Genomic DNA, 23,777 nt, shown 5'->3' on the forward strand with positions numbered 1-23,777 from the left:
CTAGAGAGCTCTGTGGTGCCGGCCAGTCGGGTCTGTGAACTCTGTCTTTTCTGGCGTTCTAGATACCGCGTCCCCTAACCCAGGCATGCCGCGGCCAAGCCGTATGGGATCAGCAATTCGGCGGATTCACTAATTCACCATCTAGGGAATTAATGAAAAAATTTGCATCGAAAGTCAATAAGTCGCGCCTTCAATTTGAATGATCCGGTGTGAAATCCGCGCGAGGGATCAGTTCCCGTTCTCTGATCCGTAGCGCCCAATTCTCGTATCGCCCTCCAGACATATGTCAGCAGCCGACTGCCCTATCGACGATCGTGCGCATCACTTCGTCGGCGTCTCGCTTCCACCAGTTGTTCGTGGAGAATATCTCCACCTCGTTGAGGCCCTTGAAGCCGTTGGCTTCGACACGCGATCTCAGCCTCGGAATATCGATAATCCCGTCGCCCATCATGCCGCGGTCAAGCAGGAGATCCGTGGTCGGTACCAGCCAATCGCAGATGTGAAAGGCCATGAGGCGCTCGGGCCCTGCCCTGTCGATCTGCGCCTCGACTTCGGGGTCCCACCAGACGTGATAGACGTCGACGGCCACTCCGATTCCAGGGCCGAGCCTGTCGCAGATATCGAGTGCCTGGCGCATGGTGTTCACACAGGCGCGGTCTGCGGCATACATTGGATGCAGAGGCTCGATGGCAATCTTGACACCACAGGTACGGGCATATTCCAGCGACCTGGCGAGCCCCTCCTCGACGATCTGCCTGGCTCCAGCGATGTCCTTTGATCCGGGGACCATACCGCCGACGACCATGACCAAGCACTCCGCGCCGATGGTTGCCGCGTCGTCGATCGCCTTCTTGTTGTCGTCGATCGCCTTCTGATCGAGCGGGTTCGCGATGGTGTACCAGCCTCCGCGGCAAAGTCCCGACACGGAGAGGCCCGCATCGCGGATCAACCTTGCCGCCGTTTCTGCGCCAAGCTCGTCAAGCTTGTCGCGCCATGGCGAGATGCCGCCGAAGCCGTGCCGGGCGCAGCCTTCGATCGCCTGGCGGAGGTTCCACTGCGACCGGACGGTCGCGGTGTTGAGGGAAAGATGTTGTGCCGCGAGCATGTCAGATCCCGATCCCATAGGTTGCGAACACACGAGCCGCGCGGGTGGCCGCGCGATCGGGGACATCGAACAGGCCTGCCTTGCTTGCCAGGCGCACGATGTCGGCAAGATGCTGGGCTGATCGCGTGCTCTGCTGACCTCCGAGCATGGTGAAGTGATCCTGGTGCCCGTTCAGATATGCCATGAACACGACGCCGGTCTTGTAGAAGCGGGTGGGAGCCTTGAAGATGTGCCGGGAGAGCGGAACCGTCGGATCGAAGGCCGAATTATAGGCCGCCATGTCACCCCTGTTCAGCGCGCTGAGCGCCTGGGCAGCGGCGGTCGCGATTGGATCGAAGATGCCGAGAAGAGCGTGGCTGTAGCCCTGCTCGTCTCCCGCGATCAGTTCCGGATAGTTGAAGTCGTCACCGGTATACATCCGTACGCCCTTTGGGAGCCGACGGCGCATTGAGACTTCCTTCTCCGCCGAGAGCAGGGAGATCTTGATACCGTCGACTTTGGACGCATTGTCGGCGATGACGCCGAGACAGGTGTCCATGGCCGCCATGTGGTCGCGGTCACCCCAGTAACCTTCGAGCGCGGGGTCGAACATCTCGCCGAGCCAATGGAGGATGGCAGGCTCCTTGAGCGATCCCAGTATGCGGCCGTAGACTGTGCCGTAGTCTTCCGGAGACTTCGCAACCTTGGCAAGGGCGCGCGACGCCATGAGGATGATCCGACCACCTGCCGCCTCGACAGCCTCGCATTGCTTTTCATAAGCGCCAATCACGTCGTCGAGGCTAGAAGCATCCGACGGCGCTAAGTGATCGGTTCCGGCACCGCAGGCAATCAGATGGCCGCCCGACTTTGCCAGCGAGACACTCCGCTTGATGAGTTCGAGCGAGGTTGGCCAGTCCATGCCCATGCCGCGCTGCGCGGTGTCCATGGCTTCGGCGACACCGAAGCCCTTGGACCATAGATGTTCGCGAAACGCCAGTGTCCTATCCCAGTCAACCGCACAATCCAGCCATGGATCATTGTCGGCATAGGGATCGACGACCACATGCGCAGCCGCATAGGCGGTGCGGTTCCATGCGCCTCCCTGGGCGGCCGCAACGGCGGCGCCGATCTCAAAAGTCTCGAGCCCACCATCTCTTGTAGGAAGGATAACCGAAGCCATCGTCACAGCCCCAGGTCTTCGAGATCGATCCAGCGCCGTTCGCGAGCACTTTTGTATCCTGCTTCGGCGAGCTGGACCCCCTTCGCGCCCTCAGCGAACGTGTAGCGCCATTCAGAGCCTTCCAGAACATGGCGGAGGAACTGCTCCCACTGGACCTTAAAACCGTTATCAAGCGGCACATTATCCGGAACCTCCTCCCAGGATTCGTAGAAGTTGAGCGGCTGCGGAACGTCCGGATTCCAGACGGGCTTCGGCGTGTTGACGCGATGCTGGCTGTAGCACTTGTGGAGGCCGGCGACGGCTGAGCCGTGGGTGCCGTCGATCTGAAAAGTCACAAGATCGTCGCGACGGACGCGGGTGCACCAGCTCGAATTGATGTGAGCGACGATATCGCCTTCGAGCATGAACGTTGCGTAGGCAGCGTCGTCCGCGGTAGCCTTGTATTCTTTCCCGGCTTCATCCCAACGCCTATCGATGTGGGTTGCCGTCGTGCAGCTCACCGACCTGACGGGAGCGATGACGTTGTCGAGGACGTAGCGCCAGTGGCAAAGCATGTCGGAGACCATGCCGCCGCCGTCTGCCGCCCGATAGTTCCAGCTCGGGCGCTGCGCCGGGAGATAGTCGCCTTCGAACACCCAGTAGCCGAACTCTCCTTTTACCGAGAGTATCTTGCCGAAAAAACCGCTGTCGCGCAGGCGCTTCAACTTGACCAGCCCGGGAAGATCGAGCTTGTCGTGGACGATGCCGTTTTTCACACCCCTTGCCTTCGCGTATTTTGCGATCTCGATGGCTTCTTCGAGCCCCTCGGAGATAGGCTTTTCGCAGTAGACATGCTTGCCAGCGTCGATGGCCTTGCGCAGAAGCGTCGGACGAAGTTTGGTGGAAGCAGCGTCGAAGAAGATCTCGTTATAGGGATCGGCCAGGGCACTATCGAGGTCGGTGGTCCAGCGCTCCACATTGTGAGCCTTGGCAAGACGCTCGATCTTCGCGCCGTCGCGGCCGACGATGATCGGATCCGGCACGACCCGGCTGCCATCAGATAAAACCAACCCGCCCTGGTTTCTGATCGCCAACACCGAACGGATGAGATGCTGGTTCATCCCCATCCGGCCCGTCACGCCGTGCATTACAATACCGATCTTCCTGTCATTAGCCACGGTTAGCCTCCCCGTTTCGTCGGACGCCCGTCCTTCAAAGTTGCCTTAGAATTTAATTCACCGAATGGAGAATTGCCAATTCTATTACAGACGTCAGCGCGTTTGGCAAGTTGACAATTCATCATCCGGTGAATTATTTGATTTCATCGCTGTGAGGGTCGCAGCCCTAGCGGAGCCCACATCCATCACCGCCGTCAGATCGTCCGCTCCCATTGATGAAGCCGATCGGCGCGCTGCCAAACCGCAAGGAGACGTGACGTTGGTTCCCGGACTGAAAGAGGTTTCGAGCCTGATCGATGGATGGACGCATATCTTCCCAGAGGAGTACTTTGAAAAGATCAAGTCCGTTTCGTCCGCATCCGGACCGCTCAAGCGCTGGGTAAGTCTGAAGCCTCTGTTCGATCTCAATGAACGGTTCAGGTTGATGGACAAATTCGGAGGCTATCAGCAGGTCTTGACCCCCTCGATGCCCGCCTTCGACGAGATCGCCGATGCCCAGGAGGCGACAGCCCTGGCCCGGCTCATGAACGACGGTCTGGCGAAATTGGTACAGCTCTTTCCGGACCGTTTCCCCTACTTCGTTGCAGGAATTGCGATGACGAACGAGAACGCGGCGGTCGTTGAAATCGAAAGAGCGATCCAGCTCGGGGCGATCGGATTTCAGCTGCCTACGCATGTCAGGGGAACCGCTCTCGATCATGAACGGTTCTCCGGCATCTGGGCCGCACTCGCCGCCACAGGTCGGCCGATCTGGCTCCATCCGATCAAGGGGCCGACGCCCGATTATCCCACGGAGGAGAAGTCCAAGTTCGAGATCTGGTGGTGCTTTGGTTGGCCTTACGAATCGACCGTCGCGATGTCACGGCTCGCGCTTTCGGGTCTGTTCGACCGCCATCCCCATCTCAGGATCATCACCCATCATATGGGCGGCATGATCCCGTTCTTCTCCGGACGCATCGAGCAAGGTCTAGGCCTTGAGATGGGAGCACGAACGCCCCCTTCCGATGCGCACCTGCTCCCAAACGACCTGAAGCACCCCGTATCGAAGTATTTCAAGGCATTCTATGGCGACACCTCCCTGTCGGGAGCGGCTGGCGCGCTTCGGTGCGGCATCGACTTCTTCGGCCTCGATCATGTGGTCTTTGCCACCGATTTCCCGTTCGATGCCGAGGGCGGCTCGTATCTCGTCCGAGAGACCCTTCGATCATTCGACACGGCAGGAATGTCGCAGGACCATATCTGGACGATCGGCAATCGGAACATCCACGCGCTCTCCAAGTCTTCCTTTGCTTCGCAATTCTGATCTGCGAAACAGGGCTCGTGCGGGAGCTACGCGAACGCGCAACTTGCTCACTGGTCGTCCTCAATGTCTGGACTATAGTGGATTTGGGAAAGTTATTTGAGGACGCGGCCTGCGGTTGGAATCGCGCGCTCCGACGAAAATCCCGTGACCGGCTCTATTTTAGTGAAAGGCTGACGCCCAATGGCGCGAGGTAAATTGAACGCATTCGGTTCAGAGGACGCAATGCAGGCGGACGCCTTCACGAGATTCCGCGATGCCGATCGATCGAAGAGACTAATTCTCGAAGTGGCCGGGCTTGAGTTTGCCGAGCACGGGCTCGGCGGCGCACGCATGGCGCGGATTGCCGAGCGGGCGAACATCGACAAGAAATTGATCTTCTATTACTTCGACAACAAAGAACGGTTGTATACGGAGGTCCTCGCCGATGCCTATGCAAAGATCCGCAAGGCGGAATCCGAACTCCATTTGACAGAACTTGATCCTTCGGAAGCGGTATGCCGTCTGGCCGAATTCACCTGGAATTACTACGTCAAGAATCCAGAATTCATCACCTTTCTCAACAGCGAGAACCTGCATCGGGCACGGCACATACAGACGCTGCCAAACATCCGGAACCTCAACTCCCCCCTTGTCTCGATGTTGGGGTCTATTCTCAAGCGCGGAGAGGAAGAAGGCACATTCAAGAAGAATATCGACCCGATCCAGCTATACATCTCTATCGCTGCGCTATCGTACTTCTATCTCTCGAACAACTACACGCTCTCCGCAATCTTCGGGAGAAATCTTCTTAGCGAAGAGGCTCGATTGGAAAGGCTGGACCACATAAAGCAATTCGTCCTTAGCTACGTCACTCTTCCCATCTCCGCGGAAGGGAACGCCGAGGGCTGATGGGGCGCCTTGGTGGCATTCGGATCGGCACGGTCGCAAATTGCCTTGCCATAAAAAACAAACATGCTACTCAGTCTCAAGTTTAATGGCTGGCAGGCCGAATGCACGGCCATGATCTCCTAAATGCCGTTGAAGGAACTGACCACATGTTCCATCGCAATGTTTTACCGGTATCGATACCCTCCGCCACCTCAGGCACGGACGGATTGCGACCGTGAACTACCGGCACTCCATGACCTGCTATACGGAAGGCATTCGACCGATCGCTCCAGTTAAATGGCGTGGGCTCGACGGTGTCATGGGCGTTTTCTGGGACGCAGAAGGTCAATCCGGGGCAAAGGCCTACTACCTGTCACCTGACCCACGGATCGTGATCTTCTTCAACGACGTGTCGCCCCATATCCGGATGTCCAATCGGGAGGGAGGTTTCGGTGAACATGACCGGCCGATGACCCGCGCGCTCTACGTGCCCGCTGGCGTTCCCCTGTGGACGAATTTCACATCCTCGCATCGCTTCTCGCATCTCGACCTGCATTTGCACAAGGACCGGCTCTTAAGGTTCCTCTCACCTTCGGTGGGAACGTCAGCCGCGCTCGCAGCCTTGCGCCGCCCAGTGGAAATCCAGGATGTTCGGGCCATCGAGACGCTTGCGAACCTGGTGGTCGATGAAGTTTCAAACCCCTCCAAACATCCAGTATTTGCCGAAAGCCTCGTCGGCAGCATCGTTGCCGGTCTTCTCGATATCCCCGAGCGCGGCGCAGAACAGATAAACGGCAGGCTGACGCAGGCGCAGATGAAGAAGCTGATCTCGCGCGTCAACGACCGCCCCGATTGCCGTCTCACTGTCGCCGAGATGGCCGGGACGGTCGGCTTGTCCGAGAGCTGGTTTGCTAATGTCTTCAAGCAAACGACAGGCAAGACGCCGCTGCAGTGGCAGCTCGGAAGGCGTATCGAGCTTGCGCAAAAGCTGCTTTCGGAAAGCGATCTCACCGTGGCGGATATCGCGGCCCAGCTCGGGTTCTCCGATCAGGCCCACCTGACGAAGGCCTTCCGGCAGATCGCGGGAGAAACGCCCGCCGCCTGGCGCCGTCTACAGCGGATTCTCTGACAACGAAGGATTATTCCGCCCGCAGATGCTGCGGGCGGAATAATTGTCTCACCAAGTCTGGCGCAGCGTCGCGTAAATCGCGCGACCGGGATTATAGTAGATCCCGCCGCTATCCTGACTGGCGACATGCTTCTCGTTGAACAGGTTGCTGACGTTCAATTGGAACGTCGTGTTCTCCTGAATCTTGTAGGTGAAGGCAGCATCGAAAACGACGGCGCTGTCCGAAGATGTCGTGTTGCCGATGTTCATATAATAGGAATCCGTGTAACGAGCCCCGATCCCGAAGGTCATGTCCCCGCGCATGCCGTTGCCTGGCAGCGTATAGGTGCCCCATACCGAAGCCAACTGCTTGGGAACGCGCATGAGACGGTTGCCATCGTTTGCTCCGCCCGGCTCTTCGATCTTGGAATCGATATAGCTATAGGCTGCGATCAGGCTGATATTGTCCGACAGCTCGGCCTTGGCCTCAAGCTCGATGCCGCGATGCCGGACTTTTTCGACCGATGTCGGCAGATACGAGACGCTGTCATAGACGGTAATGTTCCCCTTCGTCAGGTCGTAGACGGAAGCGGTGAACAAAGCAGGGAATGCATCCGGCCGATACTTAATGCCGGCTTCATACTGCTTGCCGGTCGTGGGATCGCTCCCGATACCAGGAGGTGCCGCGGATTCGGCATAGCTTGCATAGGCCGCCAGTTCCTCGGTGATCTTGTAGCTCAAACCGAACCGCTTGGTGAACTCGCTGTGGTCATTCGCCTGCGTGGCGCCCGAGAACAGGTCCGTTTCGCTCAGATCAAGCCAGTCATTGCGCAGGCCGACGCTTGCGGTCAGCCTGTCGGAGAAGGTCAGATCCTGCTGCAGATAGATTGCCTTGGTCTTCTGGTCGTTTCTCGTTCCGGAATTAGGCGCCGTCGAGATGGGGCCTCCCGAATAAATCGGGTTCTCCCAGTTGATGGCAGGAGCGCCAGGAATATAAAGGCCGTAATTTTGCGAATTGAAATTGTTGTATTCGATACCGGCAAGCGTGCGGCTGTCGACATTGTCGATGCTCGTTTCGTAAATCAGATTCGCATCGATGATGAACTGCTCGGTCGACTTGTCGCTGCCGAAATAATAACGGTCGGCCAGGTTAGAACCATCGGTCCGCGTCGTGGAGAGATAGGCGCCGCCGAACGCATCGCGTGACCTGCTGTAGCGGGCGTTGGAACCGAAGCTCAACCCATTGCCGAAATCATGGTCGAACATGAGGCTGTACGAATTGCGGTTTGTTGTTCTGAAATAATAGTCCGGCTCTCCGAAGAAGCGATCCCTGTCAAAGTCCGTGCCGAGCGGGTGGCCACCGCTGCCGGGAACGCCATCCTTGTTCAGATGATCGAAGACGAATGAAAGGCTGGTCACATCGGTGGGGCGCCATGTCAGGCCGCCCATGATGAACTTCTCGTCATCCCGCGAATAGTCGTATTCGGCGTCCGCGCCCTGAAGCTTGCCGGTCAGGCGATAGGACAGGGTGTCGTCTGCGGTGATGTTGTCACCGAAATCCAGGCCGACTTCCTTGTGATTGAAGGAGCCGCCGGTGACGTAGGCTTCGCCGAAGCGTTCGCTCTTTGGCAGCTTTGTAACATAGTTCACCGAGCCGCCGGGTTCGGACGCCCCGAAGCCTGCGGAACTGGTGCCCTTCAGCACCTCGATGCGCTCATAGGCGTAAGGCTCTTCGCGAACTCCACCGAAAGTCCTGCCGATGGCCAGGCCGTCGCGATATGTGTAAGGGGTGAAGCCGCGGATGTCGAAATAGTCATAACGATCATCCGAACCGTAGAAGTCGGTCACCACGCCGGCGGTATATTGCACGACCTGCTCGATGCTGGTGGCGCCACGCTCCTCGATTTCCTTGGAAGTGATGACCGAGACGGATGCAGGCGTTTCAAGGATGTCCGTGGGCATTTTGCCGGCGCCTGTGCTGCGCGTCGCGACAATCGAATTCGCATCGTCGTCGCGAGCGGCACCTTCAACGGTAATCGTCTCGAGGACGGTGCCGGCACCCGTATCTTCGGCCTCCTGAGCCCGCAAGGAAACCGGCGCGAAGGCGACGAGCGCCGTGCAGCCGAGAAGTACCGCTCTCCGGCAACCCGCCAGTGTCTGCCTGTTCTTGCCGCCTGCTTTTTCGATGTCCATAGATCAATTCCAAACTGATGTTGCTGTCGCAGGCACTCGGCAATGATGAGCACCGGCATTGTCTAAAGGCTTGCCGGGAAGCATCACCGCGCGCATCTGCGGGCCCGATACGTCCGAGATCTCCCTTGGACTGCCGGTCCCGTCAGATGGATTTCATGCCCCTCGCCTCTCCACTAACTTGATACGATTTGTCCAGTATTGTAGATTTCCCCGTTTTTGTACAAATCTACGGAAACTTCGCCGCGCTTTAGGTGATGCGCGGGCATCGGAGTTGACGTTGCATGATAAACCTGAAACGGAAAGTCCACTTCAAACCATGGAGGGCTTGCCGATGCTGCGGTTCTTTCGTTCTCCCGTGCCATTGGCCGCGATATGCCTCATAATTGCGGGCTTCGGCGGGGCATGGGCAGATGAAACCACCTCTTACCCCATCACCATCAAGCATGCGCTCGGTACGACGACCATCACCAAGAAGCCTCAACGGGTAGCGACCGTCGCCTGGGCGAACCACGAAGTGCCACTGGCGCTCGGTATCGTTCCCGTCGGAATCGCCGCAGCCAACTTCGGCGACGATGATGGCGACGGGTTTCTGCCATGGGTTGCGGAAAAGCTTGCAGAACTCGGGGGCGGAAAGCCGGTGCTTTTCGATGAAGGCGACGGCATCGATTTCGAGGCGGTCGCCGCGACCCGGCCCGATGTGATCCTGGCCTCCTATTCCGGGTTGAGCCAATCGGATTACGACACGCTCAGCCAGATCGCTCCGGTCGTCGCCTATCCCTCATCCGCCTGGGGGACCGACTGGCGCGAGATGATCCGTTTCAACAGTGCCGGGCTCGGCATGGCGGCCGAGGGCGATGCGTTGATCAAGCGGATCGAGGGTGAAATCGCCGAAGCTGTCGGCAGGCACCCCGAACTCAAGGGCAAGTCGGCGATGTTCATCACTCATCTGGACACTTCCAACCTTAGCATCGTCAATTTCTACACGACCAACGACACGCGGGTAAAATTCTTTCAGGATCTGGGACTTGGCTCGCCGCAGAGCGTGATCGAAGCATCGAAGCCGGGACAATATTCGGGCGCGATCAGCGCCGAACGGATCGATGCCTTCGACGATGTGGACATAGTCGTGACCTATGGAGGCCAGGATTTGCGCGCCGCGCTGGCCACCGATCCTCTGATGTCGCGGATGCCTGCCGTCAAGCATGACGCGGTGGTCATGCTCGGCCGCGATCCGCTGGGTACGGCGGCCAATCCGACGCCACTGTCGATTCCATGGGTTTTGAACGGTTACGTGGATCTACTGGCCAAAGCTGCCGCAAGAAACGAATGATGGTGCGCACCATACCCTCGGCACGGGCCCCTTCCTATCGGGCAAGCGGGCTCAGGCTGCTGTGGCTGCTTGCGGTGGTCGCGAGTGTCGGCGTCCTGCTCGCTCTGTCGGTCGCAGTCGGCACGCGCTCCGTCGGATGGGGCGACATCATGACTGCGCTCGAAGGCAAGGTCGACAGCATCGATCAAGCGGCGGTGGCCGCGCGCATCCCGCGAACCCTGCTTGCAGGGCTGGCCGGCGCGGCGCTCGGGCTTGCGGGAGCGATCATGCAGGGGGTGACCCGCAATCCGCTCGCCGATCCCGGGATCTTGGGCGTCAATCTTGGCGCCTCGCTGGCCGTCGCTATCGGGGTCGTCTGGTTCAATATCGCCTCGGCCAACGCCTATATCTGGACGGCGGTGCTGGGAGCCGGTGTCTCGGCCATCTTCGTCTATACCATCGGCTCGCTCGGCCGCGGCGGCGCGACGCCGCTGAAACTGGCGCTGGCCGGAGTGGCGACGTCTGTCGCCTTCTCGTCACTTGTCCTTGCCGTCGTTTTGCCTCGCGCCGATATCGCGGGCGGCATCCGCTCCTGGCAGATCGGTGGGGTCGGAGGGGCGACCTTCAATGCCGTCTCGCATGTATCACCTTTCCTCGCGGCGGGCTTCCTGCTTGCGTTGATGTCGGCGCAAAAGCTGAACACGCTTGCACTGGGCGACGAACTCGCAGCCGGGTTGGGGGAGCGTGTCGAGTTGGCGCGCGCAATGGCAGCACTCAGTGCGATCCTTCTATGCGGCGCGACCACCGCGGTTTGCGGGCCGATCGGTTTCGTCGGGCTGATCGTGCCGCATCTCTGCCGCCTGCTTGTCGGGGTCGATCATCGCTGGCTATTGCCGTTCTCCGCATTGGCCGGCGCTTGCCTGCTGCTCGCCTCCGATATCGTCGGCCGCATCATCGCCCGTCCGAACGAACTTGAGGTTGGCATAGTCACCGCCTTTGTCGGCGCACCGTTCTTCATCTGGATCGTCAGACGCCAGCGGGTTCGTGACCTTTGATGATACAGTCTCTACCCGTCGATATCGTCATCCATGGCCGCCGCAGCCGCGCGCATAGGCGCCGTCTGGTGATCGCGCTTCTGCTGATCCTGCTTGCAGCAATCTTCGCGCTGACGCTGGTGATCGGCCAGAACTATACGCCGCCCGGCGACGTCATGCGTGTGCTGCTGGGTGAGGACGTACCGGGCGCCGCCTTCACCGTCGGGCAACTACGCCTACCCCGCGCGGTCCTGTCGCTGTTGGCAGGGCTCAGTTTCGGGCTCGGGGGAGCTGCATTCCAGATCATGCTGCGCAACCCGCTTGCCAGCCCGGATATCATCGGCATCAATCTCGGCGCCAGCGCAGCGGCGGTCTTTGCCATCGTTGTGCTGTCGTTGAACGGCTCCGCTGTGTCCGTCTTCGCCGTAATCGCGGGTTTGAGCGTAGCGCTCCTGATTTATGCGCTCTCCTTCCGCAATGGCGTCGCAGGCACCCGGCTGATCCTTGTTGGGATTGGTGTGGCTGCCATCTTGGAAAGCTTCATCTCCTACACCCTTTCCCAGGCCCCCGCCTGGAACCTGCAGGAGGCGATGCGCTGGCTGACCGGCAGCGTCAACGGCGCGCGGCTCGATCAGGCTGTCCCGGTATTGTTGTCGCTTGCGGTCTTTGGCGGGCTTTTGTTAAGCCGCGCCCGCGATCTCGACACTTTGAAACTCGGGGACGATACCGCCGCAGCGCTGGGCACCAACGTCGCCCTCACCCGTATTGTCGTGATGGTCACTGCGGTCGGCATGATCGCGGTCGCGACGGCCGTGACCGGCCCGATCTCCTTCGTGGCTTTCCTTTCCGGATCGATCGCCGCCCGCATCATCGGCGGAAACGGATCTTTGCTGATCCCCTCTGCTTTGGTCGGGGCCCTGCTGGTGCTGCTCGGAGATTATGTCGGCCAGTTCCTGCTGCCCAGCCGCTACCCCGTGGGCGTCGTCACCGGCGCATTGGGAGCGCCTTACCTGATCTACCTCATCATTCGCGTCAACCGAAGCGGAGGTTCCCTATGACCGCCCATACCCTGACCGCCAGCCAGCTTTCGGCCGGATATGGCGACACGGTTATCCTCGAGGGGCTGGACCTGGAGGTGCCGCCCGGCCGGATCACCACCATCGTCGGCGCCAATGCCTGCGGCAAATCCACCCTTTTACGGGCAATGTCACGGCTCTTGTCGCCGCGCCAGGGCCATGTCCTGCTGGACGGCAAGTCGATCCATCGCATGCCGCCGCGGCAGTTGGCGCGCACGCTGGGTCTGTTGCCCCAGTCCCCTATCGCGCCCGAGGGAATCATTGTCGCCGATCTCGTCAGCCGCGGGCGTCACCCTCATCACGGCGTGCTGTCCCGCTGGACCCGCGGCGATGACGAAGCCGTGGCGGCCGCCCTGGAGGCAACCAAGACCGCGGCATTGGCCAGCCGCCCCGTGGATGAACTATCCGGCGGCCAGCGCCAGCGTGTCTGGATCGCCATGGCGCTTGCTCAGCGGACCGATCTTCTGCTGCTGGACGAGCCGACGACATTCCTCGACATCAGCCATCAGATCGAGGTGCTTGATCTGCTCACCGACCTCAATCAGACGCGTGGGACCACGATCGTGATGGTTCTGCATGACCTGAACCTTGCCGCGCGTTACGCCGATTACCTCGTCACGATGGCGGGAGGGCGGCTGCATGTTTGCGGCAAGCCGGAAGACGTGCTGACGGAAGAGAACGTGCGCCATGTCTTCGGCCTCGAAAGCCGCATCATCGCCGACCCTCTCTCCGGCCGACCTATCATGCTGCCAATCGGCCGCCATCGGATGACGGCGACGTAAGGAGCGCTTGAGCGCGAGAGTATTTCCGAAGATAAGAAGGGGCAGTTTCCAAGAAACAGAAGGCAGCCGCCCGTGCACCTGCGTCATCAGATCGTTGCCCTGGCCATCGTTCCGCTGATAATCGCTATCCTGACGATCACCGCCTTCATCACATGGCAGTCCGCGACACTCGTCCAGACGAGCATAGACACGTTCGAGCGGAACATGCTGAAGGCCAAGGAGACCGAGCTTCTGAACCTGACGAATCTCGCACTTTCCGCGATCGCCGAGGTATATCAGTCGGCTGGGGAAAACGACGATGCGGCCGAAGAGGAAGTCCAGCGCATCCTGACTTCCCTTGATTATGGCCAGGACGGTTATTTCTTCGTCTACGACTATAACGGCAACAATGTCGTGCATCCCCGCCAGACGTTCCGACCCGGACACAATTGGCTGAATCTCGTGGATCCTGACGGCGACAGGGTAATCGCCAACCTCATCGAAAAGGCCGAAGCCGGCGGTGGGCTCCACCAGTACAAGTGGGAAAAGCCCTCGACCGGCGAGATGGCGGACAAGCTTTCATTCGCCGTAGGCCTGGACAAATGGCGGTGGATGATCGGCACCGGGGTCTATCTTGACGACGTCTTCGCGCAGACAGCGGCGGCGAAGGCCGACCTGCGCGACAACATCCGCCGAACATTCTTGATCGTGATGCTGATCGCCGTTCCTTCGGTGCTGATCGTCTTTGCCACGGGCCTGTGGATCACCCTTCACGAGCGCCGGATGGCCGACGGCAAGCTGAAACAGTTGACGCAACGCATCGTTGACGCCCAGGAAGAGGAACGGATGCGGCTCGCAAGGGAGCTTCACGACGGAATTTCCCAAAACCTCATCGGTGTCCGTTACGTGCTCGACCTTGCCAGCAGGAAGGTCAGCGCCAAGGGCGAGGAAGCTGGCATGGCGATCGACCGGGGCATCGAGGCCCTGAACGGGGCAATCAAGGAAGTGCGTAATCTTTCCCATCAGCTCAGACCGCGCATGCTGGACGACCTGGGACTGACCGCCGCGCTCACCTCGCTCGGAGAGCAGTTCACGGAACGGACAGGTATAGAAACGAGGATCGAATCCACCTCGAGGGAAGTGCTGAATCCGGAAGCGAACACGGCGCTTTATCGTATCGCCCAGGAGGCGCTGACGAATGTCGAGCGTCACTCCGGTGCGACGAAGGTGGAAATCAGCATCTGGAGCACGAAAGGGCGTGTGAGGATGACGATCTCGGACGACGGAATAGGCTTCGACGAGTCTTCCAGACGAAACGGTTCGAGATCGGTCGGGCTTGGGCTTAGAAACATGCAGGAGCGTCTTGCCCATTTCGGCGGCGTGCTGCTGGCGAAATCGACCGGCGAAGGCACCGTCCTGACCGCGATGCTTCCAAAATCAGCCAATCTCGGCAAAATCATCTCCCGCGAGGCCGCATGAGCGAGCGCGAAAAGATTAAGGTCCTCCTCATAGACAACCACCCGCTCGTGCTCGAGGGTCTGAAGGCCGTGCTGGAGACCTTCGCGCATATCATGGTTGTCGGCACGGCGCATCTCGCCAGGCAGGGATTGGAGCTGGCGGCGCGCACGCGCCCCACCGTCGTGCTGATGGATATCAATATGCCGCAACTGAACGGAATAGACGCGATCGAGCTGTTCAAGCGCGAAGTTCCCGATGCGAAGATCCTCATGCTCTCGATGCATGACAGCCGGGAATACATCTCGGCATCCGTCCTCCAGGGCGCTGCGGGCTATGTCCTCAAGGACGTACCGAACGAAGAGATCGTCGCTGCGATCGAGACTGTCGCAGGGGGAGGCACCTATTTCTCCTCCGGTGTTCCGGAGGCCCTCCTTCAGCGGCGGGAATCCGAGGACGCGGCGATCCTTCCCCTCACCTCGCGCGAGCGGGAAATCCTGATCCTCCTTGCCGCGGGGCAAAGCAACAAGGAGATCGCGACGGTCTTGGCGATTTCGGCGTTTACGGTCGAGACCCATCGCAAGAGCATCAAGAAGAAACTGGGTATTTCGACAACGGCAGGACTGACGCGTTTCGCGCTGGAGCGAGGCCTGATCGCCGAAGCGTGATCGGCATACCCAGAAGTGGGTAGCCGCATTCCTTTTGCCTTCGCAGCTATATTGTGAGGCAAGTCCGCAGCACGTAGGTCCAATCCGACGGTCGTCCAAGCGGCCATCGGGGAGGATATTTCATGACAGGGCTGTTATCGCTCTCGCGCGCGATCGACGCGATCAATACGTTTTTTGGCAAGGCCGTATCCTGGCTGCTGCTGCTGGCCATTATCATCAGCGCGGTAAACGCCACCACACGCAAGCTTTTCAATCTCAGCTCCAACGCCTGGCTCGAAGCGCAGTGGTACCTCTTCTCCGCCGCCTTCCTGGTTGCCGCCGCCTATACGCTTCTGTCCAGCGAGCATGTGAGAGTGGATCTCGTTTACGGCAATCTGCCACGCAAGGCACAGCTTTGGGTTGAAATTCTCGGTACGATCTTCTTCCTCTTCCCGTTTTGTCTGGTCACCATCTACCTATCCTGGCCGACGGTGATCGAGAAATTTTCGACCGGTGAAGTTTCGAACAATACAGGGGGCCTTATCCTCTGGCCGGTCTGGGCGATGATTCCGCTCGGGTTCGGTCTTCTCGCCTTGCAGGGCCTTTCCGAACTCATCAAGCGCATCGCGATCCTGCGGGGCGATCTGCCGGACTCGGTGGCGCTCGCCGATGCCGAAGCCAAGGCCCTTTGAGGGAATTCCATAGATGTTTGCTTTCTTCGCGGAAAATCTCGCACCGATCATGTTCCTGTCGCTGATCGTGGTGCTGCTCATCGGCTATCCGGTCGCCTTTGCCCTTGCCTTCGTGGGTTTTGTCTTCGGGTTCGTCGGCATCGAAATGGGCCTCCTGCCGGCCAATCTGTTCGGCGCGATCCCGGACCGGATATTCGGGCAGATGTCGAACGAGACCCTGCTTGCTATCCCCTTCTTCACCTTCATGGGTCTGATCCTGGAGAGAAGCGGGATGGCCGAGGATCTACTCGACACGATCGGGCAGCTTTTCGGGCCGGTTCGAGGTGGTCTCGCCTTCGCCGTCATCTTCGTCGGCGCCATTCTTGCCGCAACGACGGGCGTGGTCGCAGCCTCCGTCATCTCCATGGGTTTGATCTCGCTGCCCATCATGCTCCGCTACGGCTATGACCGGAAAGTCGCTTCAGGCACCATCGCCGCTTCCGGAACGCTCGCGCAGATCATCCCACCCAGCCTCGTCCTGATCATCCTCGCCGACCAGCTCGGCCGCTCGGTCGGCGACATGTACAAGGGCGCGCTCGTTCCCGGTCTTCTGCTGGTCGCCGCCTATGCCGGCTACATCATCCTGATGTCTCTGATCCAGCCCGCAAGCGTGCCGGCACTTCCGCTGGAAGCGAGGACACTCAAGGGCTGGAAGCTCTTTCAGCGCGTGATCATTTCCCTCGTGCCGCCGCTGGTGCTGATCTTCCTGGTGCTCGGCACGATTTTCATCGGTCTGGCAACACCGACGGAAGGCGGCGCTATGGGGGCCGTCGGCGCGCTGGCGCTTGCTGCGATCAATCGCCGGCTAACCATTGCCATGATCAAGTCGGCGCTCTACGCGACCGTGAAGCTTTCCTCCTTCGTCATCTTCATCCTTCTCGGCGCTCGCGTTTTCTCACTCACCTTTTACGGCGTGAACGGCCATATCTGGGTAGAGCACCTGATGACGTCCATCCCCGGCGGCGAAGTCGGCTTTCTGATCGTCGCCAACCTGCTCGTCTTCTTCCTGGCCTTCTTCCTGGATTATTTCGAGCTCGCCTTCATCATCATTCCGCTACTGGCCCCGGTCGCGGACAGCCTTGGGATCGACCTCATCTGGTTCGGCGTGATGCTGGCGATCAACATGCAGACCTCGTTCATGCACCCGCCGTTCGGCTTCTCGCTGTTCTACCTGCGCTCTGTCGCTCCCAACCGGGCCTATAAGGACAGGGTGACCGGCCAGACCATCCAGCCGGTCACTTCCGGGCAGATCTACATGGGAGCCCTCCCCTATCTGGCCATACAGCTCGTCATGGTGGCCCTGGTGATCACCTTCCCGCAGCTGGTGACGCACTATAAGTCCGGTCAAACTGCCGTCGATCCGGCCACCATCGAGCTCAATGTGCCGATGCCGGGCGAAGACGGAGGCAACCCGTTCGGCACGCCCGCACCGCCTTTCGGCGCCGAACCCTCGGAAGGCGAGATACCGCCGCCGGCATTCGGCTCGCCCACACCGGATTTCGGTTCTCCCACCCCGAGTTTCGGAGCACCCCAGTCGGGCGCAAACAGCCCCTGATCGACAAATCCGCGCCCGACATCACGGGCGTGGCCATTATCCGGCCAAGGCACTTGACCGTGATCCAACCCAAATGAGGAGGACAGACATGACCGATACATTAAGCCGTCGCGGCTTCCTGACGAAGGGCGCGCTTGCAGGCGCCGCCACGGCGGCCGGCGCCTCGCTTGCCGCCCCGGCCATCGCCCAGGAGCTTCCCACGCTCCGCTGGCGCCTGACATCCGGCTTTCCCAACAACCTCGACACGATCTACGGCGGCGCCGTCGTCATGGCCGAGGCGCTTTCCAAAATCACCGAGGGCAAGTTCCAGATCCAGGTCTTCCAGGCCGGCGAACTGGTTCCCGGTGCTCAGGCGATCGATGCAGTGAAGGCCAACACCGTCGAACTGGCTCACACCTGCGGCTACTATTTCACCGGAAAGGATCCGACGTTCGCGATCGGCTCCACAATCCCCTTCGGTCTCAACGGACGTCAGCAGAACGCCTGGCTCTATCATGGGGGCGGCAACGAAGCCTATAACGAGTTCCTGGCCGACTATGGCGTCGTCGGCATTCCGGGCGGTGCCACGGGCGCTCAGATGGGCGGCTGGTTCCGCAAGGAGATCAAGAGCGCGGCCGACCTCCAGGGCGTTAAGATGCGTATTGCCGGTGTCGCCGGCGAGGTGATGTCGCGCCTCGGCGTCGTCCCGCAGCAGCTACCGGGCGGCGACATCTACCCGGCGCTGGAGCGTGGGACGATAGATGCGGCCGAATGGATCGGACCCTATGACGATGAGAAGCTCGGCTTCTATCAGATCGCCCCGAACTACTACTATCCGGCATATTGGGAAGGCGGGTTGACGATCCACTTCTTCATCAACAAGGCGCAGTATGAAAGCCTGCCGGAAGCCTACAAGGCGGCTCTCGACACGGCCTGCAAGGCGGCCAACGTCAACATGCAGGCGCTCTACGACGTCAAGAACACGACGGCGATCCGATCGCTTGTGGGCAAGGGCGTGAAGTTGCGTCCTCTACCCCGCGACGTGATGGATGCCGCCTACAAGGCAGCATTCGAACTCTACGGCGAATATGCCGAGAAGCACCCGGCTTGGGCGAAGATCTATCCTGGCTGGAAAAAGTTCCGCGATGAATCCTTCGAATGGTTCCGTGTCGCCGAATATAGCTACGACAGCTACATGTATGCGGCCCAGGCTGCAAAGAAATAAGAGCTGAAAGACCGGGGCGAAAGCCCCGGTCATTCTCCCGGCTTCGCTTGCCGAATATCTTTCGAGCTATTCATTGAGCTCTTTCGCCATTTGAAGATGGTGCTCCAGTGCCGAGACCTTGCTGGCGGCCCAGGACTTGAGCTCCGCGTTTTCACCTTCTTCGCCGTAGCGCTTGAACAAGTCCACAGCTTCCTCATGCGCCTCGACCTGGTCCGATCGATATTGCTGGGTAAACTCGTCGCCCTGCAGACTGTTCAACTTGTCGAGCAATTCCTGGTGAGCCGTCGTCATGGCTGTCGGTAGGGCCGCATTCACCTTTTCGCCGTCAACCAATTGCTTGAGCTCGGCCGTCGTCTTCTGATGATCCTGGATCATCTGCTGCGCGAAAGTTTTCGTCGCGGCATCACTACGTTCGGCCGCGAGTTTGCTCGATTCAATTTCGAACATATCGCTCGATGCCGCCTCCTTCACGAAATCCTCGGTCTTGGGAGCCACGCCCATCAGCGTGTTCACGCCGGATTTTTCCGCCGCGGATTGCGCAAGAGCTGATGTTGCCGCCAGCATGGCGGCCATGACAACGATCTTTTTCATGTAGTTCTCCTTCCAATGGAACTGAAAGACGAACAGGGAGCCAGCAATGTTGTTCCAGCCGATGGCGACAGCAACGGCCGGAGATCTGACTTTTAATTCTGGCGATGTTGCATGTATGCACTCGACTCTCCGCAGGCCGCATGTATCGATTGGCGGACAGTGCGTGCGAGGGGACGAGCCGTGTTTTTCGAGTGGGACGCTTACCTTATCAAGATGCTCATGGCCTGGGTGGCCGCAATCATGGTTGCGGGCTTTCCGGTATGGCTGCTCGTCAACGCGGTCACGATCTAGACGCGTTTCCTCCTAATTCCGAGACAATATTATCGACGTGCGGCCGGTCGAGACGAGCTTTGGCTATCTCGCGCACAGAGTAGCAGCGCTCAGAAGTCCCCATCCATAAATCACATCCTTGCCTGGCGCTCCCATGTCCGCAGCGCTTCGCATCAATTCCGTCTCGATCTCCCGCGAGGTGAGTTCCGGGCGGGTGGCCCGCAGGACCGCAGCAGCCGCGGTAACGAATGGAGCGGCAAATGATGTGCCGCTCTTTTGCCGCGCACCGGAGATCGAAGCCGCTGTCCAGACACCGACGCCTGGAGCGGCGATATCGATATGCGGCCCGCGCACCGCGCGGCGATAGGGGTTTCGCGCGCGATCCACCGCGGTGACAGCAATCACATCTTCATAGGCTGCAGGATAAACCGGTTTTGCATTGGGGCCATCATTGCCGGCGGCAGCGATCAGGATGGCACCCTGCCCGACCGAGGTACGGACCGCTTGCTCGAGCAGCAGGTTCGGCGGGCCCGTAAGGCTCAGATTGACCACCCTCACCCCACGCCGAGCAAGAAGATCCAGCGCTCGCACGAGATCATATGCGCTGGCGATATCGGTCGTATTGCCGAAGCGGTGAAAGGCATCAACAGCGATGAGTTCGGATGAGGGAAGCAATCCGGGGGTTCGGCCTTCGGGCGAGCCGACGAGAAGTGCGGCGACCGCCGTGCCATGCTGCTCGCCCGATCGGGGCAAGCTCTCTTTACCGAGACGGATCACCTCTATGCGGGCGCTGTCGAAAGCGGCATGATCCGCGTTGATGGCCGTATCGACGAGGCCGATCGGCTGCGGGGCGACGCAAGTATGGCTTTTGCCTGGTTCGACCGGCCACCCAACCATGTACCGCACCAACGCGCAGCCACTCTTGCCGCAAGCCGATGAGCCATCCTGTTCGGGCCTGTAGTAATGGTTGAAATCCACCGACGCTGAAGGAGCCTGCGTCGCGACCATCTGACGAGCAGCATCGAGCGTCATGCCCTGTGGGATTGTCAGCCGCACAAGTTCGCTCCCGACAAGCGCAATCTGCTGGCGATCGTCCACCGCAAAGCCGGTCTGCACCAGGCTGGCGATCGACGCTTCGTCCAGTCCGAGCGCAGCGATTTCGTTCGGGGCTCGATCGGGAACGACGACCCGGCGCCGGACCGGGGCCGGCCGTGATTCACGCCTAGGTGCACGCCATAGCGAGCGGATGTCCCTGCGCCTATCATCGTCATCATCGCGGTAGTACCCGCCGCCCCGGTCGCCGTCTCCGCCGTCATCATCGTCTCCCCCATCATCGTCATCGTCATCCGCATAGGCGGCGGAGGCGCCGGAAAAGCCGATGTGTTGGGCAGCAGGCAGCGCCAGTTCCCCTGCAAGAATGAGGCAGAGGAGTGCGGCCAACCGGCTGGCAAAGCTTGCAAGCGAACAGGTCATTTCACCATCTCCGATTGAGATCATGTCGATTCATGCGGCGCTAACGCGTTCCATGCTACTGCGAGTAGACGGATGACTCGACAGAATATTCCGCGCCGTGCCAAAGATTTCCGATGACGAACGATATGCTCACCGTGCCCGAACGGCTGGTCGCCTTTCTGCCGAATCTTCGGCGGTTCGCGATTTCGCTCTGCCATTCGCGTGAGCTTGCCGACGATCTGGTGCAATCCACCTGCGAGCGCGCGATTGCCGCGGCGGACACTTTCGTGGCGGGCACCCGCTTCGACGCGTGGCTGTTCAGAATTCTCCGGAACCTCTGGATCGACCACCTGCGGCGCGCCAAGACGGCCGGACCGCAGGAGGATCTCGACCAGGCGAGTGAGGTCTCCACTCCTTCCGGCGAAGCAGCCTCGGATGCCCGCATGGCTCTTCTGGAGGTCACCGAAGCGCTTCAAAAGCTTCCGGAAGAACAACGGGAAGTTCTGGTCCTCGTATGCGTCGAGGAGTTGAGCTATCGCGATACCGCCGAGGTCCTGTCAATTCCGATCGGTACGGTGATGAGTCGCCTTGCGCGAGCCCGCAAGAATCTCGCCGATCTGATGGGAATAAGCATCGAAGGAAAACGTTCGTCAGGCATGAAAGGCGGCGTAGCATGAAACAACCGGAATTCGACGACGAGACATTGATGGCTTATGCCGATGGCGAGCTAGGCGATGAGACCACCGCCCGGCTTGAAGCCGCTCTCGAAACCGATGAAGCCCTCGCTGCCCGCCTTGCTGTCTTTCTCGACAGCCGGGCCACAGTCGCCTCTGCGCTGAAGCCGCTGATTCATGAACCGGTTCCCGAAGCGCTTCTAACCTCCGTCAGGCGCATGGCTGAAAAGGCCGGGCCGGTTGAAGACGGGCTGGAGAGGAAGGTCATCGCATTCCGCCAGAAACAAACGGCGCCGTCGCGGCCCATTCATCGTCCCTGGCTCATTCCGATCGCCGCATCGCTGGTGGCTGTCATTGCAGGTTTTGGGGGGTTCATGCTCGGGCGAGAAATCGGCGTCACAGGAGCGGGCACCGATGCTGCACTTGCCGCTGCGCTCGACCGTGAAACTTCGGGGAATGACGTGACGCTCAGCGGCTCAAATGAAACGCTGCGTGTGGTTGCCAGTTTCCGGGACGAGCATGGTGATCTCTGCCGAGAATACGAACGCGTGCGTCACGGCGTAAGTACGGTCTCGATTGCATGCCGCGAAGCCGGTACGTGGGTAACCCGGCTGGCATTGTCTGCTCCGCATGCGGAGGGCTATACCACGGCTTCCGCCCAGGAAACGATCGACGCCTATCTTTCTTCCATCCACGCAGGCGCCCCGCTCACCCCTGAGGAAGAGCGGGCGGCGCTCGCTGCCCTTCGCTGAAAATTTACATATCCACGGGAATAATCTCAACTCCCTGCCGTTTCCCTCATCATTGAACATGTGAGGAGACCGCGATGAAGCTCTCTCTGCTGAAAAAGCCGCAGCCGATGATAACCTTCCTCTGCCGCAAGGAGGACGAGGGCGTGATCCCTGCGCCCGTGCAGGCAAAAACTGCCCTGCCCACCTGGTTCCGCAAGCTGCCACCCGTCAGCGAAGATCACGTCTCGCCCAATGACAGTGGGCTCACCGTAAAGCGCTGCATGCCGTTTCTGGACGCCATGACTGCCGGCTGGGTGATCGGTCTTGCCGCAACGGTGCGGATGGAAATCGCCGATAGCGGCAGTACGGTGAAATGCGGCTGGGATTTCGATCGCACCATGGTCAGCAATCACGCGAGCCATCAGGTCGCCGGAAATCCCCGCGAGCCGCTACCGCCCTGCAAGTTTCACAACTATTGGACCATCCGCACGCCACCCGGCTGGAGTTGCCTTTTCGTGCCGCCGCTCAATCGGCCGAACGGAGTATTCGAGATCGTCGCCGGTATTGTCGATACGGATAGCTACCAGTCCGAAATTCATTTTCCCTTCTTCGCCACGGGGGAGGACGGCCTGCATGTGCTGGAACGTGGCACCCCGATCGTGCAGATCATCCCCTTCCGCCGCGAAACGTCTGATCTGTCGGCCGAGATCCGCGCCGAAAGCGGGCAGGAAGAGGTGGTTCGAAAGACGATCTTCCGCAAGACGCTCGCTTCGGATGGCTGGTATAGAAAGTTCGCGCGCGCCCAGCGATAACGCCATCAGGAAAATGCATCTGACACCGTCACCGGGATACGAAACCGGCGACGGCGCTCGCCTGTGAGAAAACATCGATAAACTACTGAAATATTTTAAATATTTTGGAATAAATGCGACTTCACGCCGTTTCTCCTTTGCGGCCGGCAAACGGCTGTTATTGAAGGAGAAACACCATGAAAAAAGTCATCGCAATATTGAGTGCTTTTCTGGCACTAGGGGGCGTGACTCCCGCACCGGCCAATGCCGATGATCCGCTCACGCGCTTCCTCGACAAATCGTTCCACAGCGGCAAGGCAACCTATGCCTCTTCCCGTCGTAGTCGGGATGATGGCCGGAAAGGCTGGTCGAACTCCAGTTCGAACCGGAATTCGAACAGCTCGTCGAATTCGTCGAGCGACTCGAACTCCAATTCAAGCTCCAACAGCAATTCCAATTCGTCCAGTAATTCGAGTTCCAATAGCAATTCGAACTCTTCGAGTAATTCCAGCTCGAACAGCTCGTCCAACTCATCCAGCAATTCGAGCTCGAACTCCTCCTCCGACGACGATTGATGCGTCTAGAGATGCCCGCCGCCTTTCAC

22 protein-coding genes are annotated in these 23,777 nt (G+C 59.7%); 15 read left to right on the forward strand and 7 right to left on the reverse strand.

Annotation, left to right across the window (positions count from 1 at the left end; genetic code table 11):
* Positions 1-286 precede the first annotated feature (286 nt).
* Genes ACE04I_RS18555 through ACE04I_RS18565 form a run of 3 tightly spaced genes read right to left on the reverse strand, consistent with a single transcriptional unit; the run spans position 287 to position 3,391 of the window.
* Positions 287-1,105 carry a sugar phosphate isomerase/epimerase family protein gene (locus ACE04I_RS18555; RefSeq protein ID WP_046793467.1) on the reverse strand — a complete coding sequence of 273 codons (819 nt, stop codon included), beginning with the start codon at positions 1,103-1,105 and terminating at the stop codon, positions 287-289.
* A gap of 1 nt (position 1,106) precedes the next feature.
* Positions 1,107-2,264, reverse strand: a complete 1,158-nt coding sequence (locus tag ACE04I_RS18560; RefSeq protein WP_487207454.1) for a dihydrodipicolinate synthase family protein — start codon at positions 2,262-2,264, stop codon at positions 1,107-1,109.
* Between the two features lie 2 nt (positions 2,265-2,266).
* Entirely contained in the window at positions 2,267-3,391 is a 1,125-nt protein-coding gene (locus tag ACE04I_RS18565) for a Gfo/Idh/MocA family protein (RefSeq protein ID WP_046793469.1), read from the reverse strand.
* A gap of 283 nt (positions 3,392-3,674) precedes the next feature.
* Between ACE04I_RS18565 and ACE04I_RS18570 the strand changes: the two genes are divergently transcribed.
* The 3 genes from ACE04I_RS18570 (at position 3,675) to ACE04I_RS18580 (ending at position 6,720) form a co-directional block, all read left to right on the forward strand.
* On the forward strand, positions 3,675-4,724 hold the full coding sequence (locus ACE04I_RS18570) for an amidohydrolase family protein (protein WP_487207455.1): 1,050 nt from the start codon (positions 3,675-3,677) through the stop codon (positions 4,722-4,724).
* Between the two features lie 222 nt (positions 4,725-4,946).
* Entirely contained in the window at positions 4,947-5,612 is a 666-nt protein-coding gene (locus tag ACE04I_RS18575) for a TetR family transcriptional regulator (protein WP_487207456.1), read from the forward strand.
* A 214-nt stretch (positions 5,613-5,826) separates the two neighbouring features.
* A complete protein-coding gene (locus tag ACE04I_RS18580) occupies positions 5,827-6,720 on the forward strand; it encodes a helix-turn-helix domain-containing protein (protein ID WP_487207457.1) in 894 nt (297 codons plus the stop codon).
* 48 nt (positions 6,721-6,768) lie between these two features.
* Here the strand turns inward: ACE04I_RS18580 and ACE04I_RS18585 are convergent, their stop codons facing one another.
* Positions 6,769-8,892 (reverse strand): TonB-dependent siderophore receptor, encoded by a 2,124-nt coding sequence (locus ACE04I_RS18585; protein WP_046793472.1) that lies wholly within the window; start codon positions 8,890-8,892, stop codon positions 6,769-6,771.
* Positions 8,893-9,223: 331 nt separating this feature from the next.
* Between ACE04I_RS18585 and ACE04I_RS18590 the strand changes: the two genes are divergently transcribed.
* The 9 genes from ACE04I_RS18590 to ACE04I_RS18630 all read left to right on the forward strand — a co-directional run bounded on the left by ACE04I_RS18590 (position 9,224) and on the right by ACE04I_RS18630 (position 18,664).
* Positions 9,224-10,222: an iron-siderophore ABC transporter substrate-binding protein gene (locus ACE04I_RS18590; protein ID WP_487207458.1), complete on the forward strand. Its 999-nt coding sequence runs from the start codon at positions 9,224-9,226 to the stop codon at positions 10,220-10,222.
* Positions 10,219-11,256, forward strand: coding sequence for a FecCD family ABC transporter permease (locus ACE04I_RS18595; RefSeq protein WP_487207459.1), 1,038 nt, complete (start codon positions 10,219-10,221; stop codon positions 11,254-11,256). The genes ACE04I_RS18590 and ACE04I_RS18595 overlap by 4 nt, the downstream gene beginning before the upstream one ends.
* Entirely contained in the window at positions 11,256-12,293 is a 1,038-nt protein-coding gene (locus tag ACE04I_RS18600) for a FecCD family ABC transporter permease (protein ID WP_487207460.1), read from the forward strand. The genes ACE04I_RS18595 and ACE04I_RS18600 overlap by 1 nt, the downstream gene beginning before the upstream one ends.
* The gene (locus ACE04I_RS18605; RefSeq protein WP_487207461.1) at positions 12,290-13,093 is read left to right on the forward strand and encodes an ABC transporter ATP-binding protein; all 804 of its coding nucleotides are present in this window, start codon (positions 12,290-12,292) and stop codon (positions 13,091-13,093) included. Before ACE04I_RS18600 ends, ACE04I_RS18605 begins: the two co-directional genes overlap by 4 nt.
* 72 nt (positions 13,094-13,165) lie before the next feature.
* On the forward strand, positions 13,166-14,551 hold the full coding sequence (gene mctS / locus ACE04I_RS18610; RefSeq protein WP_487207462.1) for a two-component system sensor histidine kinase MctS: 1,386 nt from the start codon (positions 13,166-13,168) through the stop codon (positions 14,549-14,551).
* Positions 14,548-15,195, forward strand: coding sequence for a two-component system response regulator MctR (mctR, locus tag ACE04I_RS18615; protein WP_046793476.1), 648 nt, complete (start codon positions 14,548-14,550; stop codon positions 15,193-15,195). Before mctS ends, mctR begins: the two co-directional genes overlap by 4 nt.
* Positions 15,196-15,317: 122 nt before the next feature.
* On the forward strand, positions 15,318-15,866 hold the full coding sequence (locus tag ACE04I_RS18620) for a TRAP transporter small permease subunit (protein WP_046793477.1): 549 nt from the start codon (positions 15,318-15,320) through the stop codon (positions 15,864-15,866).
* 13 nt (positions 15,867-15,879) lie between these two features.
* Positions 15,880-17,460: a TRAP transporter large permease gene (locus ACE04I_RS18625; protein ID WP_137326740.1), complete on the forward strand. Its 1,581-nt coding sequence runs from the start codon at positions 15,880-15,882 to the stop codon at positions 17,458-17,460.
* Positions 17,461-17,548: 88 nt separating this feature from the next.
* A complete protein-coding gene (locus ACE04I_RS18630; protein ID WP_046793479.1) occupies positions 17,549-18,664 on the forward strand; it encodes a TRAP transporter substrate-binding protein in 1,116 nt (371 codons plus the stop codon).
* Between the two features lie 66 nt (positions 18,665-18,730).
* Here ACE04I_RS18630 and ACE04I_RS18635 read toward each other — a convergent pair whose 3' ends face one another.
* Together ACE04I_RS18635 and ACE04I_RS18640 are read right to left on the reverse strand one after the other, a co-directional pair.
* Positions 18,731-19,255, reverse strand: coding sequence for a DUF4142 domain-containing protein (locus ACE04I_RS18635; RefSeq protein ID WP_046793480.1), 525 nt, complete (start codon positions 19,253-19,255; stop codon positions 18,731-18,733).
* 354 nt (positions 19,256-19,609) lie between these two features.
* Positions 19,610-20,998 (reverse strand): S8 family serine peptidase, encoded by a 1,389-nt coding sequence (locus tag ACE04I_RS18640; RefSeq protein ID WP_487207463.1) that lies wholly within the window; start codon positions 20,996-20,998, stop codon positions 19,610-19,612.
* A 113-nt stretch (positions 20,999-21,111) separates the two neighbouring features.
* Here ACE04I_RS18640 and ACE04I_RS18645 point away from each other — a divergent pair, with 113 nt between their 5' ends.
* The 3 genes from ACE04I_RS18645 (at position 21,112) to ACE04I_RS18655 (ending at position 23,194) form a co-directional block, all read left to right on the forward strand.
* Positions 21,112-21,654 (forward strand): RNA polymerase sigma factor, encoded by a 543-nt coding sequence (locus ACE04I_RS18645; protein WP_046793482.1) that lies wholly within the window; start codon positions 21,112-21,114, stop codon positions 21,652-21,654.
* Positions 21,651-22,403 carry an anti-sigma factor family protein gene (locus ACE04I_RS18650; RefSeq protein ID WP_046793483.1) on the forward strand — a complete coding sequence of 251 codons (753 nt, stop codon included), beginning with the start codon at positions 21,651-21,653 and terminating at the stop codon, positions 22,401-22,403. The genes ACE04I_RS18645 and ACE04I_RS18650 overlap by 4 nt, the downstream gene beginning before the upstream one ends.
* Before the next feature lie 74 nt (positions 22,404-22,477).
* Positions 22,478-23,194, forward strand: a complete 717-nt coding sequence (locus tag ACE04I_RS18655; protein WP_046793484.1) for a DUF6065 family protein — start codon at positions 22,478-22,480, stop codon at positions 23,192-23,194.
* A gap of 301 nt (positions 23,195-23,495) precedes the next feature.
* Here the strand turns inward: ACE04I_RS18655 and ACE04I_RS18660 are convergent, their stop codons facing one another.
* Positions 23,496-23,714 carry a hypothetical protein gene (locus ACE04I_RS18660; protein ID WP_156176935.1) on the reverse strand — a complete coding sequence of 73 codons (219 nt, stop codon included), beginning with the start codon at positions 23,712-23,714 and terminating at the stop codon, positions 23,496-23,498.
* Positions 23,715-23,777 lie beyond the last annotated feature (63 nt).

The sequence above is a fragment of the Rhizobium moroccans genome, from assembly GCF_057559155.1.